General features: G+C 51.2%; 11 protein-coding genes. 9 read left to right on the forward strand and 2 right to left on the reverse strand.

What is annotated here, in order from left to right; translation table 11 throughout:
• The first annotated feature begins 30 nt into the window (after nt 1–30).
• On the forward strand, nt 31–1,029 hold the full coding sequence (locus ACN6MW_RS19535; RefSeq protein WP_419876394.1) for a glycoside hydrolase family 53 protein: 999 nt from the start codon (nt 31–33) through the stop codon (nt 1,027–1,029).
• Between the two features lie 50 nt (nt 1,030–1,079).
• On the opposite strand, the gene ACN6MW_RS19540 is transcribed toward ACN6MW_RS19535, so the two are convergent.
• Together ACN6MW_RS19540 and ACN6MW_RS19545 are read right to left on the reverse strand one after the other, a co-directional pair.
• Entirely contained in the window at nt 1,080–1,391 is a 312-nt protein-coding gene (locus tag ACN6MW_RS19540) for a hypothetical protein (RefSeq protein WP_419871698.1), read from the reverse strand.
• Between the two features lie 154 nt (nt 1,392–1,545).
• A complete protein-coding gene (locus ACN6MW_RS19545; RefSeq protein WP_419871699.1) occupies nt 1,546–1,782 on the reverse strand; it encodes a hypothetical protein in 237 nt (78 codons plus the stop codon).
• Nucleotides 1,783–1,988: 206 nt separating this feature from the next.
• On the opposite strand from ACN6MW_RS19545, the gene ACN6MW_RS19550 reads away from it, so the two are divergent.
• The 8 genes from ACN6MW_RS19550 (at nt 1,989) to ACN6MW_RS19585 (ending at nt 16,218) form a co-directional block, all read left to right on the forward strand.
• Nucleotides 1,989–3,806, forward strand: a complete 1,818-nt coding sequence (locus tag ACN6MW_RS19550) for a cache domain-containing sensor histidine kinase (RefSeq protein WP_419871700.1) — start codon at nt 1,989–1,991, stop codon at nt 3,804–3,806.
• Nucleotides 3,799–5,319, forward strand: a complete 1,521-nt coding sequence (locus tag ACN6MW_RS19555; RefSeq protein WP_419871701.1) for a response regulator — start codon at nt 3,799–3,801, stop codon at nt 5,317–5,319. Before ACN6MW_RS19550 ends, ACN6MW_RS19555 begins: the two co-directional genes overlap by 8 nt.
• Nucleotides 5,320–5,513: 194 nt before the next feature.
• A complete protein-coding gene (locus tag ACN6MW_RS19560; protein WP_419871702.1) occupies nt 5,514–6,983 on the forward strand; it encodes an ABC transporter substrate-binding protein in 1,470 nt (489 codons plus the stop codon).
• 81 nt (nt 6,984–7,064) lie between these two features.
• Complete coding sequence (locus ACN6MW_RS19565; RefSeq protein ID WP_364153884.1) at nt 7,065–8,003, forward strand: ABC transporter permease; 939 nt, start codon at nt 7,065–7,067, stop codon at nt 8,001–8,003.
• A 53-nt stretch (nt 8,004–8,056) separates the two neighbouring features.
• Complete coding sequence (locus ACN6MW_RS19570; RefSeq protein WP_364153881.1) at nt 8,057–8,974, forward strand: carbohydrate ABC transporter permease; 918 nt, start codon at nt 8,057–8,059, stop codon at nt 8,972–8,974.
• A 32-nt stretch (nt 8,975–9,006) separates the two neighbouring features.
• Nucleotides 9,007–10,326 carry a glycoside hydrolase family 125 protein gene (locus tag ACN6MW_RS19575; protein WP_419871703.1) on the forward strand — a complete coding sequence of 440 codons (1,320 nt, stop codon included), beginning with the start codon at nt 9,007–9,009 and terminating at the stop codon, nt 10,324–10,326.
• Nucleotides 10,323–13,457, forward strand: a complete 3,135-nt coding sequence (locus tag ACN6MW_RS19580) for a beta-galactosidase (protein WP_419871704.1) — start codon at nt 10,323–10,325, stop codon at nt 13,455–13,457. The genes ACN6MW_RS19575 and ACN6MW_RS19580 overlap by 4 nt, the downstream gene beginning before the upstream one ends.
• Nucleotides 13,458–13,476: 19 nt before the next feature.
• Nucleotides 13,477–16,218: an alpha-mannosidase gene (locus ACN6MW_RS19585; protein ID WP_419871705.1), complete on the forward strand. Its 2,742-nt coding sequence runs from the start codon at nt 13,477–13,479 to the stop codon at nt 16,216–16,218.
• Nucleotides 16,219–16,266: the final 48 nt, after the last annotated feature.

Consider the following 16,266-nt stretch of genomic DNA (forward strand, 5'->3'; position numbering starts at 1 on the left):
TGCAGCATGACGCTTGTTATTGCACTGCTTATGACTATTTTTGGCATGAACGGAGGGGCTTCCTCTCAGGTCAGCGCGGCGCCGGCATTCGCCAAGGGAGCAGACATCAGCTGGGTTCCCGGTATGGAAGCACAAGGCTATACCTGGAAGGATAAAAACGGCGTGACGCGGGACATTATTCAAATTCTGAAGCAGGATTACCAGATTAATTCCGTACGCATACGGGTATTCGTCAATCCTTCCTCGAGCTATGGCAATGGTTATATCAATAAAGACCGCGCGGCGGACTTGGCTAAGCGAGCGAAGGATGCGGGGATGAGCGTGATGCTGACGCTGCACTACAGCGATTCATGGGCGGATCCCGGACAGCAAACGAAGCCTGCAGCCTGGGTAAGCTATACGTTCCAGCAGCTGATGGATGCCGTCTGGAACCACACGAGAGAGGTCATGACCGCCATGCAAAGCAAAGGCGTGACGCCGGATTGGGTGCAGATCGGCAATGAGACCAATGACGGGATGCTGTGGAATGACGGCAAAGCGTCCTTAAACATGAAGAACTACGCTTGGTTGATCAATACAGGGAACAATGCCGTGAAGTCCGTTAGCACGGGAACGAAAACGATTGTGCATTTGGCGAATGGCTACGATAACAGCGTATTTGTGTGGAATATCGGCGGGCTGATCGCAAACGGGGCAACCTTCGATATTATCGGCATGTCTCTTTACCCTTCAAGCACCGATTGGTCTAGCAAGGTTACGCAAACGATCAGCAATTCCAACGATATGATCTCGCGTTACGGCAAGCCGGTTATGATTACGGAAATTGGCATGGACTATAACCAGCCTGCCGCGGCCAAAAGCTTCGTCGCGGATATTAAGACAAAAATACGCAATATTTCAGGGGGTAAAGGACTTGGCGTGTTTTATTGGGAGCCGCAGGCGACGCCAAGCTACAACGGGGGATACAGCAAAGGCGCTTGGCAGGCGGACGGCAAACCGACAATCGCTTTGGAGGGTTTTCTAAATTAAACAAAAGACCTATCGCTTGCTCATACGAGCGTGTGATAGGCCTTTTTCTGCTATTCTTTAGTTTCCTTTTGCTGTTCCTTGGCCAGCTGCTGCCGCAGCTCGGCATTCTTAGCCGCAAGCTGTTTAGCCAAAGCCGCCTGCGAAACATCGATTCTCGCGACTTCGTCGGTTAGCTTCGTGATCTGCGTCATTTTGCTGCTCAGATCGCTGGGGGAAGAGCTTAGCTTGCTGCTCTTTTGCAGCTGCTTTATTTTTGCGGCCGCTTTTTCTTTTTTGCTCTTATCGTTAACGCTTTGTTTTTGAAGGTCGGCGATTTCTCTTTTCAACCGGCTGATGATCGAAGTAGTAAAGCTAATGGACATTCCAGCACCTCATAATCGTATAGTGTTGCATCGCCCTATTTTACTATATAAAGCTTGGATAAGCGAGAAAGAAAGGCCAGGGCGGCAGACATCTTAAGCATGATGTCTGCTGCTCCGGCCTCCGTTTAAAGGTTAAACTGGCTGATGCAGCGTGTTATTGATCGAGATCCTGCTGCTGCGCTTTGTTCCTTTTGGCTTTAAGCGGCGTACGTCCGATGAAACGTCCAAGAATCATAAATAAAGGCGAGGCTTCGAGTTCAACCAGATTGAGCATTTCAGCCATGTTGAATATGACCAGAAACGGAAGTAATCCAATTGCAAGAATACCGACGATAAGACCGACAGAAATATTGCGCAGCATTTTGCCAAGCGGCATACTCTCATCTCCCATCCTGCGATTTTCCTCACCTTTCCATTATACGCCCCTGCAGCAGCATCATTCAACCGCGGCGTCATGCCCCGCCTAATGCCCGAATCGAAAGGGCTCTGAGAAAGGCTTACTTGTGTCAGTAAATCATAGTAAAGTATATTAAACGTTGTAACGCATATCGTGTTTTTTTTCGAGGGCATCAGGCAGACACGGGAAAGGAGCTTATTTTGAAAGCTAAAAGCTTGTACGACAACTATGTAAAAAATAACCTTTTCATGAAAATGATTTTGCTGTTCGCGCTCATTACCACGGTAACGATCGTCACGTTTTCGTATTTTATGTTCAATGTGATGTCGGAATCCATTGTCCGCAATGAGCTCGAAAACCAGAAAAAAGCGATGGACAGCGTGAACAGCTACATGACCCGCAAATATGAATCGGTGCAGTCGATCATGCTGGATGTGTATCGGAATGAATCGTTATCGCTTCATCTCGCTTATTTCCTGCAGCATCCCTTTGAGGACTATATGAAATATCAGTTGGATCAATATGCCAATGAGGCGGATATCGATATGCCGAAGGGCTTGGAATATTTTGATAACAAGCTGGACAGCGATGCCGATATCGCGAATTTAATGCTGTACAGCTCGGAAAAGCAGTTTCTATTTGCGTATAAGCAGGGCCATGTATCGAAATTAATATCAACCAACGCCTCCCGCTCTTATATTCCTGATGCGATGGCGCTCGAGAATACGGCGGTATCGGTGCCGAACGCATGGGTTCGCAGCGCGATTGATCAGCATGAGCCTAAGCTTTATGCCATGCGCGTGCCGATAACGGACAAGAATACGTTTAAAAATTTAGGGCAGCTGCTCGTTTATTTTAATGCGGAGCGTATCCAAAAAACGCTGGAGAGCTATAAGAACCAATTAAAAGGCTATATTCTTGTGTTAGGGCCGGCAGGCGAAGTGCTGTTCGACTCTTCTGACCGTTATTACGGCGCCCGTTACCCCTACGCGGACAAAATAGATTCCCTCTACGATACCGCGATGCTTGAGCAGGAGTCCTACGTAACGACGTTAACGCAAAGCCAAGCAGGCTATATGGTGATTGGCATTGCCCCGAAAGCCGAGGTTGCCGAAGCCTATCAGGGGCTGAAGCGCACGGTCATTTTAATCAGCGCGATCTGTATCGTGACGGTGCTGCTGGTTCCGATTTTGGTTGTCATAAATTTTGCGAAACGCACCAATAAAATCATCCGGTTCATGCGGAAGGTCGAGAGCGGCGATTTGTCGGCGCGCATCCAAGACGAGAAGGAGGATGAGCTCGGACAAATTTCCAGAAGCTTTAACGATATGCTGGACGAGCTGACCCGCCACATTGACCGTGTCTACAAAGCGGAAATCAAGCAGAAGCATACGGAGCTGGCAGCGCTGCAAGCCAGGGTGAATCCTCACTTTCTCTACAATACGCTGGAAGTAATCCGCATGCGGGCCGTTTCGCAGGGGGCAAAGGACGTAGGCGAGATGATTTACAGCCTGTCCGTCCTGTTCAAAAGCTTCGTGCAGCCCAAAGGGGAAAATACGTTGAAGGATGAGCTTGAGACCTCGCGTCTTTACTTAGAGCTGTTCCGCATCCGGTACAAGGACAAGCTGTCTTATGAAATTATATGCGATGAAAGCTTGGCAGGCCGGAGGATTATGCGGATGGCGCTGCAGCCGATTATTGAAAATTACGTCGTGCACGGCCTGGAACCCCGCAGATCGGATAACCGGATCCGGATCAATGTTTGGCAGACTGAGGATCGGGTTCAGATTCAGGTGGAGGATAATGGCAGCGGCATTGAGCCGGAACGGCTGGAATCGATTCGCCTTGCGATGGACTCCCCGGAGGAGGCCGGGGAATCCTTCGGCCTGCGCAGCGTGCATGAGCGCTTAAAGCTGCTCTACGGTATGGACTATGGAATCGAAATAACGAGCACGCCAGGCGTCGGGACCATTGTTACGCTTGAGTTTCCAGTTACGGAGGAAGTACAGCATGTATAGAGTGTTTTTGGTAGATGACGAGCCGTTCATTATCGAGGGCTTGTACGATATTATCGATTGGTCGGCGTTTGGACTTGAAATCGTCGGCTCAGCGGAAAATGGGCAGGATGCGCTTGAAGCGCTTAAGGAATCAGCGCCGGATATATTGCTGACAGACATCTCCATGCCGATTATGGACGGTTTAACCCTGATTCGCGAAGCAAGGGAATTCCGGCCGGATCTCAAGGTTATTATTTTAAGCGGCTTTAACGATTTTGATTATATTAAATCCGGTCTCAAGCTTGGCGTTGAAAATTATTTGTTGAAGCCAATTAACATTGACGAACTACAGGAGACACTGGCCAATACTATCGACAAGCTGAACACGATCAGGCCGGACCGGTTATTTAGCGATTATGATATCCGGATTCTTAGGGATAATATATTATACCGCTGGTTAACCGGACGCATTGCGCCGAATGAGCTGACCGAGCGTATGGATATGCTGGACATTCGGCTTGATGCGCCGTATCTCGTTACTGCGGTGCTCCGGACGGAAAGCCAGTTCGAGCCATCCTACGAAGCGGCTCAAAGGCTGGCCGTGCAGGATTCTTCGATGCTGCCCTTTGTCGATATTGACGGCGATCTCGTTATCGTATTTATGATAGAGGATCCGGTTAAAGGGAAAGATAAAGCCATGAGCGTGCTTGAAAATATGCAAAAACGGCTTGAGCCCAGCCCGTTGCGCATTACGATCGGAAGCGTGCAGGAGAACGGGGAAGGAGCGCCGCGCAGCTATGCCCACGCCAAGAAGGCGCAGGAATATTTTTTGCTGCTGGATGAACCGGCTATACTCGACTACGGCATGCTTTCCGAGAAAAACGGGATGGAATACGCGGCTGCCCAGCCGCTGGATTGGTCCGCTTATTCCAAGCTGATTAAGGCAAAGGATCTGGAGCAGCTTCATACGGCGATCGATGCTGAATTTGAGCGCTGCCAAATGCTTGAGGGAGCGACGCCTGCTTATATTCAAAGCATGGCGATCGAGCTCATGATCAGGTTCAAGATGGAGCTCAAAGAAATTAAGCAGGCGGATCAGCCGGAGCTTTATAAAGCCGGCTTTGCGCAAATCATGCAGGCGGAAACGATCGAAGGCTTAGCAGCGGTCGTCAAAGAGGCGGCGACCTTGACCGTTGACTCGCTGATGCGCGACGTGAAAAGTCCGATTATCCAGCAGCTGCTGAATTATGTGCATGAAAATTACGCGCAGGCGCTTTCTCTCAAATCGCTTAGCCAGCAATATAATATTCATCCTGTTTATCTCGGCCAATTGTTCCAGAAGGAAACGAATGAGACGTTTACCGAGTACATCAACAAATACCGCATCAATAAAGCGAAAGAAATGTTAAAGGAAACGCAGCTAAAGGTGCAGGAAATCGCGATGCAGGTCGGCTATTGGGAGACGGGATATTTCTATAAGCAATTCAAGAAATACGTTGGTATTTCGCCGACTGATTACAAAGGACTGCTCTAATGCAACACGGAGCTGTCCTTTTTTCTTTAATTTGTACAGCATACCTTTAATTTGTTCTCTATTTGAAAATCGTTACATCCGTTATTTTTAAGTTAGCCCTAAAAACGCTGTCATCGAGGGGCAAGCAATAAAGAAAGCGTATGCTTACGCGATCGGATTCTGCTTGGAAACACAAAACGGGGAGGATTTAAACAATGAGTAGAAAGAAAAACAGCTTTACGCTAGCGCTTTCGCTGCTGCTGGTTATGTCAATCGTGCTAAGCGCCTGCGGAGGCAGCAAAAATGAAAGCCCGGAAGGTACTGCCGAGAAACCGGTTGAACTGATCTGGTACACGATCGGTACGCCGCAAAAAGACGTGGACAAAGTCATGGCGGAAGTAAGTAAATATACAGCCGAAAAAATCGGCGTAACCGTAAAAATGAACATGATCGACTGGGGCGATTACTCGCAAAAGCTGCAGGTCATGACCGCTTCCGGCGAAGCGGTAGACATTATGTTTACGGCTTCATGGGCATTCGACTACGTACAGAACGCTAGGAAGGGCGCATTCATGCAAGTCGATGACTTGCTGAAAGAGCATGGACAAGGCATTATTGATACGCTTGATCCGGCATTCCTGGAAGGTTCTAAGATCGACGGCCATAACTATGGCATCCCGGCTAACAAAGAGCTGCCAGCGCAAGAGGTATGGCGCTTCAATAAGCAGTTTGTCGATAAATACAAGCTGGATATCTCGAAGGTGTACACGCTTGAAAGCTTGGAGCCGCTTCTGAAAACGATTAAAGAAAACGAGCCGGATGTTTATCCGTTTGCCGTAGATAAAAACCAAATGCCTTACGTGCCTTACGACTACATCATAGAGAAGCTTCCAATGGCGGTATCCCTTGATACGACGGATTACAAAGTCGTCAATGTGCTGGATACGCCGGAAATGAAACAAATTTTGAATACGATGCACAAATACTACAAAGCAGGCTACATTCCGACGGAAGCCGCTACGATGGATTCCATGACTGACGTTCAAACGACAGGGAAATGGTTCGCTGACCGTGCGACATCCCAGCCGTTCGCAGATAATCTTTGGTCGGCAAGCTACGGCTATCCTGTCGTATCCACGCCGGCAAGCGACGCGCTTATTTATAACTGGTCCGTAATGGGCTCCATGCAGGCGATCTCCGCTAACTCGAAATATCCGGAGAAAGCAATGGAATTCTTGAACCTGTTGAACACAGATCCAGTGCTTCGCAACATGGTTGATTCGGGAATCGAAGGCGTTCACTACAAGAAAGCAAGCGACAATGTAATGGAAAACCTGGATGAGTCGAAAAACTATGATATGCCTACCTTCTCGCTAGGTAACGTTATGCTTACGTATTTGAACACGACAGACCCGACCAACAAGTGGGAAGAGTTCAAGAAGTTTAACGATGCAGGAACAGAAGCGCCGCTTCTTGGCTTCAACTTCGATACGTCGAAGGTAACGACGGAAATCGCTTCCGTAAACAACGTGAAAGAAGAGTACTGGGCAGCGCTTATGACAGGTACGGTTGATCCGGAAACTTACCTTGCCCGCGCGAACGAGAAATTCAAAGCAGCCGGTCTTGATAAAATTATGGCTGAAGCACAGCGCCAGCTTGATGAGTGGAGAGCCGCGAACAAGTAAACAAGCAGGAAGGTATGAGGCGGATGCTTGGCATTCGATTCATACCTTCTCTCATTAAATTGACAGCAGAGAGGTGATCACGTGGGAGCCTTTGGGCGATTTTTCAAAGATATTAACAAAAACAAAGCGATGCTGATTATGGTACTGCCAGCGACACTCTGGTTCATCTTCTTCTCCTACCTGCCGATGGCCGGCATGGTAATCGCGTTTAAGGAATACCGCTACAGCAGGGATGGATTTTTGGCCAGCATTATCGAGAGCAAATGGGTCGGCCTGCAAAACTTTAAATTTTTGTTCAGCACGAATGACGCATATATCATCACCCGGAATACCGTGCTCTACAACATCTTTTTTATCGTGCTGGGGCTGGTCATCGCGGTTGCGATGGCGATCATGCTGGCAGAAATTACGAATAAGAAGCTGGCAAAGGTTTATCAGACCGGCATGTTTCTTCCTTATTTCCTATCTTGGGTTATCGTCGGCTACTTCGTATTCAGCTTCCTTAGCATGGATCGGGGCGTCGTGAACCAAATCGCGGGCTGGTTTGGGATCGATCCGGTGAATTGGTATTCGGATCCGACTTATTGGCCGATTATTATCGTGGTCGTGTTTCTCTGGAAATCGGTTGGCTACAACAGCGTAATCTATTTGGCAGCGATCATGGGGATCGACAAATCGCTTTATGAAGCGGCAATGATCGATGGCGCTAACAAATGGCAGCAAATCCGCAACATCACGATTCCGATGCTGACGCCGCTTATTACGATATTGACGCTGCTTGCGATCGGTAAAATCTTTTATGCGGATTTCGGGCTGTTCTACCAGGTACCGCGGGATTCCGGAACCTTATACAGCGTAACGAACGTTATCGACACCTATGTGTACCGCGGTCTGAAATCGACCGGCGAAATCGGTATGAGCACGGCAGCAGGATTGTATCAGTCGCTTATCGGCTTCGTTCTTGTCATTACATCGAATGGTATCGTACGTAAATTCAATAAAGACAATGCTTTGTTCTAGTCATGACGGCCAAACGGCCCCATGGCAGGCATCGCGAAGGGAGGAAAACCGTTGTGTCCGCTCAAACGACGAAAGGCCGCGATTTTCATAGATTGACACCCGTTTGGAATCTCGCTTTCCATTCGGTAGCCGGTATTTTTGCTTTATTATGCGTATTTCCTTTTTTGTTCGTCACCGTTATTTCGTTTACAGATGAAGCAACCTTAGCCAAAAACGGATATCAGCTGTTTCCGGAAAAATGGAGCTTCGATGCTTATACCTATTTATTCAAAGCTGGGGACCAGCTCCTTCGCTCCTATGGGATAACGATTGCGGTAACTGTTATCGGAACGGCGATCGGTGTCGTGTTTACCGCGCTTTTTGCTTACGCGATATCGCGCCACAGCTTTAAATACCGTAATTTTTTCGCCTTTTTCGCCTTTTTCACGATGTTATTCAACGGCGGGCTCGTCCCGACTTACATTATCGTTACGCAACTGCTAGGACTTAAAGATTCGATATGGGCACTCATTCTGCCTCTGGCGGTCAACGCCTTTTATATTATGATTCTTCGCACGTTTTTCTCGACCATGGTGCCGGATGCGATTATCGAATCGGGCAAGATCGACGGCGCGGGCGAGTTTGGGATTTTCTTCAAGCTGGTGCTGCCTTTGTCGCTGCCCGGTCTCGCAACAATTGGTTTGTTCAGCACGCTCGGCTATTGGAACGATTGGTTCAATGCGCTGCTTTACATTAATACGCCGAATTTAGTGCCGCTTCAGTCGATGCTGATGCGGATTGAAAATAGTATGCAGTTTATTATGCAAAATTCTCAAAATGCGTCGCTCAGCATGGGCGTACTGCAATCGATGCCGCAGGATACGTCCCGTATGGCAATGGTGGTACTCGCAACCGGCCCGATCGTATTCGCCTATCCGTTCTTCCAACGGTATTTCATTCAAGGCTTAACGGTTGGCGCCGTTAAGGAATAACGAAGATTCTTTTCTAAAGGAGCATACCGAACATGGAACAATTCCGATTACCGAAAATCCCGATGCCGGAGCTGACGCTGCCGCAGGCGGTTCAAGAGGTGCTGAAGGAAGCCGAGCAGAAGCTTGCGCATCGCCCGAAGCTGCTGCAATTATTCAAAAACTGTTTTCCGAATACGCTTGAAACGACGACCAAGCTGATGGACGACGGCACAACCTTCGTCATTACAGGCGATATTCCCGCGATGTGGCTGCGCGATTCCGTTGAGCAGGTCATTCATTACGTCCCATTTACTAAGGATGACAAGGATCTGCAGCGTATCATCGGCGGATTGATCAAACGGCATATGTCGTCCATTCTAATCGATCCTTACGCGAATGCCTTTAATGAAACGGCCAATGACTGGCACTGGAACACGACCGATGAGACGGAAATGTCGCCATGGGTTTGGGAGCGCAAGTTCGAGCTGGACTCGATTTGCTTCTCTATCCGCCTTGCGCATGCTTACTGGAAAGAAACCGAGCTGACGGATATTTTCGATTCCGGCTTCAAGGCGGCGATGCGCCGCATCGTAGAGCTATGGAAGACGGAGCAGCGCCACTTTGAGCTGTCCCCGTACCGTTTTGTCCGGGATAACGGCATTCCGACGGATTCGCTGCGCAATAGCGGCCTGGGTATGCCCGTTAACTACACAGGCATGATCTGGTCAGGCTTCCGTTCGAGCGATGACGCTTGCGATTTCCATTACAACGTGCCGGACAATATGTTCGCCGTGGTTGCGCTGCGCCAAATGAGAGAAATCGCGGAATGGGTGTTCCGCGACATGGACTTCGTTAAGGAGCTGAAGAAGCTTGAAGACGACGTCGACCATGGTATTCAGCTGTACGGCATTTACCAGCATCCGGAATTCGGGCCGATATATGCTTATGAGACGGACGGCTTCGGCAATTATTGCCTCATGGATGATGCAGGTACGCCGGGCTTGATGTCGATTCCTTATCTCGGTTATACGACTGCTGATGATCCGATTTATCGGAACACGAGAAAATTTGCGCTTAGCAAGCATAATCCGTTCTATTACGAAGGAACGGCAGCCAAGGGAATCGGCAGCCCGCATACGCCGCCAGGCTACATTTGGCATATGGCTTTGTCGATGCAGGGCATTACCGCTGTCAGCAGCGAAGAGAAGCTGGCTTTGATTGCGATGCTGGAGGCGACCGACGGGGATACCGGTTATATGCATGAGGGCTTCCATGCGGATGATCCATCCGTATTCACGCGCAAATGGTTCGCATGGTCAAACAGCCTCTTCGCGCAGCTGGTTTACAAGGCGATGAAGGAAGACCTGCTATGAGCATGAACACCATCATTTTTTATGATCCTTCTTTTCCTCTGGCTGCTCACCTAAATACCGACACGGAAGGACAGCTGCTTCAATTAGGCAGCGTCGTACGCGCGGCCGGATTAGGAAAGGCGCTTCAAGCAGCGGAGGGCGGCAGCTTCGTCAATCTGCATGCGCCCTATTTTCCAAAAGAAGCGTGGGGCGAAATCCTTGCTTTTCTAAAGCGCGGCGGTGGCTTGGTCAGTATTGGCGGAGCACCGTTTAAGCGCCCGGTTCTAAGGAATGAAGCAGGAGCGTGGGAGGCGGAAGGAGAGCAAACCGCCTACCACCGCGAGCTTCATATCCATGAAATCCTGCCCGTAAGCGAGGCACCGATCAAGACGTTGTCTGCTTTCGCGGACATTCCGCTGCTGCAAGGCAAGGAATCGATGTTTGAGGTTGCCGGCACCTGGAATATGGTGCCCCATGTGACGAAAAGCAGCGACCTGCCTCATCAAATGGGCTCGGCAGGCCCGATGGACGCGCAGCTGTATCCGCTTCTGAAGGGGATTTCCTCCGAAGGAAGAGAGGTTGCTGCACCTGTCGTGCTGTGGGAAAACACGAAGGGCAGGTTTGCGGGAGCGCGCTGGCTGTTCATCAACCAGCCGTTAACGGAAGCGTTCTGGCAAGCGGGCGGCGCCGGCGAGCTTAGCCGCTGGGCATCATTCTGCGCGGCAGGCGTAACCGAGCTCTGGCTGAAGCCGAACTATGCTTCCTTTGAGCCGGGCGAGCGGGCAATGCTGACGCTGCAGATGCAGCAGCTTAGCCGCTCTGCCGCTAAGCCCGCGCCTGCGGTCAGTTGGAGCTTTACTATAACGGCCGAGCATAGCAGCAAGCCGGAACAGCGCTGGACAAGCAGTCTGCAAGAAGAAGCAACCTTTAAGCAGCTGATTTGCCGCATACCTATCGCCCTGACGGTGGAGCGCGGTTATTACGAGGTGCAATGCAGAGCCGAGTCGTCTACGGGGGAAGTACGCATCCTGCGCCAAGGCTTCTGGGGCTTTGATTCCGAGCTGCTCGGGGAGGGCAGCCCGGTAACCTGCGGGCGTGATTATTTCGTGAAGGACGGCCGGCCGATGCCGGTTGTCGGCATGACGTATATGACCTCGGACGTTGCCCGCAAGTTTTTGTTTTTGCCGAATGCCTCCGTATGGGACCGCGATATGGCTCAAATGCGCAAAGCGGGCATCAATTGGATTAGAACCGGCATTTGGACGGCTTACCGGAATATCATGCAGGTGGACGGTCATGCTTCCGAGGAGGCGCTTCGCTCGATTGACGCGTTTCTGCTAACCGCTAAACGTCATGACCTGCAGGTCACCTTTACGTTTTTCTCGTTCACCCCGGAAACCTGGGAAGGCGAAAATCCTTATCTCGATCCGCGGAGCGTCGAGGCGCAGAAGCGTTTTATCCGGTCCATTATTTCGCGCCATACGCAGTCCAAGCATGTGGACTGGGATTTAATCAATGAGCCGTCCATGTTCGATCCGCCCCGGATTTTTTCCGACGGCCCAAGGTCCGCTCGCGATTCCTTTGAGAAGGCGGCCTATGCGGCTTGGCTGCAGGAGCGCCATGGTTCGGTGGAACGGCTGCAAAAGCTATGGAATATGACGCCGGAGCAACTGCCAAGCTTTGAATCCGCTTTGCCGCCCGAGCCGGAGGAAATCAACTTCGACGTTCAGGATATGCACCAGGGCAAGAAGGGAACGCGCTGGCTGGATTATGTGCTGTTTTCCATGGATATGCATAACCGCTGGGCCAAGCAGCTGTATGAAACGATAAAAGAGGAATGCCCGGACCATATGGTTACGGTTGGGCAGGATGAAGCCCTCGGCGCGCAGAGGCCTTCCCCGTTTTTCTACGGCGAGGCTGTCGACTATACGACCGTGCATTCCTGGTGGCTGAACGATCAGCTCGTATGGGACAGTATCTTCGCCAAGACGGCCAATAAGCCTAATCTCGTGCAGGAAACCGGGATTATGTACGTCGAGACGCCGGAAGGACGCGCGAAGCGCTCGGAGGAAGAGCTTCGCAGCATGCTGGAGCGCAAATACGCGTATGCTTTCGCGACGGGCGGAGCAGGCGCGGTCCAGTGGATATGGAATACGAATTTCTATATGGACAATGCGAATGAATCGCATATCGGCGCGCTGCGCGCGGACGGAACCGAGAAGCCGGAGGCAGACGTATCGTATGATTTCGGACGCTTCATGGCAGAGATCAGGGACCTGTTCAGCGGACGGGAGCTGGAGGATACGGCGGTCGTATTCCCTTATTCGAATGATTTCTCCAACCGCAAGCTGGCCTTTGATGCGACAACCAAAGCTACCCGCGTTCTTGCTTATGAACTGAATAAGCCATTCCGCGGCGTCAGCGAATACCATCTGGATGAGCTGGATGCAAGCCCGGTAAAGCTGGTTATTGTACCTAGCGCCCATAATGTAGATGATGCGGCAATGGATCAGCTGCTCCGCTTCATTGAGCGTACAGGAGCAACGCTCCTGTTTACGGGCCCAACGGGTCTGGATGCCTATTGGAGACCGGTCGAACGTCATTCGGAATTGTTTGGCGCAAGGGAGCTTGCCAACGTGCGGCGCGAGGAGCTGCTCAGCTTCGGCAATCGTTTGATGCCTGTTTCTTACGTGAGCCGCCTAATTGCGCAGGTATCGAAGGAAACAAGGATTGCAGATGCGGAAACCCATGCCGAGCAGCTCGTGGAGCTGCCGCACGGCAAAGGGCGAATCCTTTGGTGTCCGCTGCCTCTGGAGCTTAATGACCGTATCGAGCCAATCTCCGCCGTCTATCGTTATGCACTCGAATCATCGGGCTGCTCCGAGGAGCTGCATTGGATCAAGGGCGGACATTTTCCAGGCGTATACGGACGCAAGCTGAGCTTCGAGGACGGCGCATTATTCACCTTCGTTTCCGAGTTCAGCTTGGATGTCGAGATTGAGGTAAAAGATCCTGTGACAGGCGTTCGGTATGCGTTCGTGCTGGAGAAGGAGCGTTCCGTTCTATTCGCCGCTGATAACAAAGGCCGGCTGCTGTCTGTCTACCGTCCTGATCAGGTAAGCATAACGCTCATGTCAGCTAACGACGATTAACAAGAAGAGGTGTTCAACTATGACCCATAAAAGAACAGCCCATATCATCTCGCATACCCATTGGGACCGGGAATGGTATTTGCCATATGAGAAACATCATGTCCTGCTTGTGAAGCTAATGGATACGCTGCTTCACACGCTGGATACCGATCCAAACTTCAAAAGCTTCTATTTGGACGGTCAGACGATTATTTTGGAAGACTACCTGCAGGTCCGTCCGGAAAACCGGGAACGGCTTGAGCGCTATATTAAAGAAGGGCGGATTCCGATTGGCCCTTGGTATATTTTGCAGGATGCTTTTCTTACGAGCAGCGAAGCGAATCTTCGCAATTTGCAAATCGGCCATCAGGATGCAAGCCGCTACGGAACGATTGCGAAGGTCGGCTATTTCCCGGATACGTTCGGTAATATTGGCCAAGCGCCGCAAATTTTGCGGCAAGCCGGCATCGATAACGCCGTTTTCGGCAGAGGCGTGAAGCCTACCGGCTTCAATAACACCGTCGCGGATTCCGATTATGAATCCTCTTTCTCCGAGCTGATCTGGGAAGGGCCCGACGGCTCCCGCGTGCTTGGCGTTCTGTTCGCGAACTGGTACTGCAACGGCATGGAGGTGCCGGTTGATGAAGCAAGCGCCAAGGAATACTGGGAGCGCAAGCTTGCGGAAGCCGAGAAATATGCGGCTACGGACCAGCTTCTGTTCATGAACGGCTGCGATCACCAGCCGATCCAGCAGGATTTGTCGGCTGCGCTTGCTGCGGCAAGAGAGCTTTTTCCCGATACCGAGTTTATCCACTCCAATTTCCAAGATTACTTAGCATCGGTCAATGCTTCGCTTACCCGCGAGCTGTCCGTTGTAAAAGGCGAGCTTCGCAGCCAGCGGACGGACGGCTGGTCAACGCTCGTGAACACGGCGTCTGCCCGCGTTTATTTGAAGCAAATGAACCAGCTGGGCCAAGCGATGCTCGAGAAGGTTGCGGAGCCGCTTGCGACGCTTGCTTATTCGCTTGGGCAGGAATACCCGCATCATTTGTTTACGTATGCATGGAAAACGCTCATGCAAAACCATCCGCATGACAGCATTTGCGGCTGCAGCGTGGATGAGGTACACCGCGAGATGGTCACCCGCTTTGATAAAAGCCGTCATATTGCGGAAGCGATTATCGATGACAGCAAAAAAACGATCGCGGACAGCGTAGATACTTCGGTATTCGGGCAATATGGAGAGGATGCGCTCCCGCTGGTGGTATTTAATACGACAGGCTGGAAGCGCAGCGGCGTCGTAGCGGTCGAGCTCGATGTCGCCCGCATCTATTTCCGTGACGGCGTACCGTTAGATGAAATGAATCAGAAAATGTATGCCATCGACATCGCAGGCAGATCGCTCGTGAATCGTGACGGCGCGGCAATTGCCCACACGGTCGTCGATTTGGGCCTTCAGTTCGGCTATGACCTGCCGGATGATAAATTCCGCCAGCCTTATATGAGCCGCAGAGTACGCTTAACGTTCGAAGCGGCGGAAGTGCCTGCGCTTGGTCTGGCTGCATACGCTTGGGTTCGGGAAGCTGAGCCGGCCGGGCAGCCTTCCGCATCATTAGCAGCGGGAACGCATGCGCTAGAGAACGAATGGCTTCGGATCGATGTCGAAAACGACGGATCGTTTAATCTAACCGATAAACGCAGCGGACAAATGTATCGCGGACTCGGCGTCTACGAGAATACGGGCGATATCGGCAACGAATACATGTACAAGCAGCCAGATGGCGAACAAACATGGACAACGAAAGGGCTGTCAGCGAGCATTCGCCTTACGGAAAACACCGAATACCGGGCTGCAATCGAAATCGTGCAGGAGTGGGCGGTGCCAGCTTCGGCCGATGAGCAATTCGAGATCGAGAAGCGCGAAGCGGTTTATTTCCCTAACCGGAAATCGCAGCGAACGGCGCATACGGTTCCGTTGACGATCCGTACGGAAATCGCACTGACCCGCAGCGGCCAAGCCGTAGAGTGGAAATCCTCGTTTAATAACCAAGCGAAAGATCACCGGGTTCGGGTCTTGTTCCCGACGGATCTTGCGACAGCCGTCCACCATGCGGATTCGATCTTCGAGATTGCAAAGCGCGATAACGAGCCGGCTGCCGAATGGGTTAATCCAAGCAATGCGCAGCATCAGCAGGCGTTCGTCGACGTAAGCGGCGAGCTTGCTGGCCTTACGGTTGCTAATCTAGGCTTGCATGAATACGAGGTACTGCGTGATGGACGCAATACCATAGCGATTACGCTGCTGCGTTCCGTGGCAGAGCTTGGCGACTGGGGCGTGTTCCCGACGCCGGAAGCGCAATGTCTAGGCGAGCAAAGCTTCAGCCTCAGCATCATCCCTCATAACGGCGACGGTACGGCATCAGGCTCCTATGCGGCGGCTTATCAGTTCCAAGTGCCGTGGACGGTCAGTCAGACGGGCGTGCACGAAGGAACATTTGCTTCAACTGTTTCCGCGTTTGATTGGGAAGGAAGCAGTCTAGCCTTCTCTTCGTTAAAGGTTAACGAGCAATCCGGCGATTTGATGCTGAGATGGTATAATATGAAGCCGGCTGTGACGGAGCTTAAGCTCACGGCAGGCGAAGCTGCTCCAGATTTGGGTTATGCTTATAAAAGCGATGTACTTGAACAGTCAGGCGAACTTCTTGCCGGTCAAGGCCAATCATTCTATCAAGTGCCGGTAGGGCCATGCGAGATTTTGACCCTTGGCGTCAAGCTGAAATAAATGAAGAAAAAGCCCTCTGCAAAGCAAGCTGCGCAGAGGGCTTTTTGC

Origin of the sequence: Pristimantibacillus sp. PTI5 (genome assembly GCF_048572955.1) — a bacterium.
In the GTDB taxonomy this organism is placed as follows: domain Bacteria; phylum Bacillota; class Bacilli; order Paenibacillales; family Paenibacillaceae; genus Pristimantibacillus.

What these genes read in the sequence shown, in the direction of transcription:
- ACN6MW_RS19535 (WP_419876394.1), top strand. Translation starts at nt 31, where the DNA reads ATGACTATTTTTGGCATGAACGGAGGGGCTTCCTCTCAGGTCAGCGCG.
- ACN6MW_RS19540 (WP_419871698.1), bottom strand. Translation starts at nt 1,391, where the DNA reads ATGTCCATTAGCTTTACTACTTCGATCATCAGCCGGTTGAAAAGAGAA.
- ACN6MW_RS19545 (WP_419871699.1), bottom strand. Translation starts at nt 1,782, where the DNA reads ATGGGAGATGAGAGTATGCCGCTTGGCAAAATGCTGCGCAATATTTCT.
- ACN6MW_RS19555 (WP_419871701.1), top strand. Translation starts at nt 3,799, where the DNA reads ATGTATAGAGTGTTTTTGGTAGATGACGAGCCGTTCATTATCGAGGGC.
- ACN6MW_RS19560 (WP_419871702.1), top strand. Translation starts at nt 5,514, where the DNA reads ATGAGTAGAAAGAAAAACAGCTTTACGCTAGCGCTTTCGCTGCTGCTG.
- ACN6MW_RS19575 (WP_419871703.1), top strand. Translation starts at nt 9,007, where the DNA reads ATGGAACAATTCCGATTACCGAAAATCCCGATGCCGGAGCTGACGCTG.
- ACN6MW_RS19580 (WP_419871704.1), top strand. Translation starts at nt 10,323, where the DNA reads ATGAGCATGAACACCATCATTTTTTATGATCCTTCTTTTCCTCTGGCT.
- ACN6MW_RS19585 (WP_419871705.1), top strand. Translation starts at nt 13,477, where the DNA reads ATGACCCATAAAAGAACAGCCCATATCATCTCGCATACCCATTGGGAC.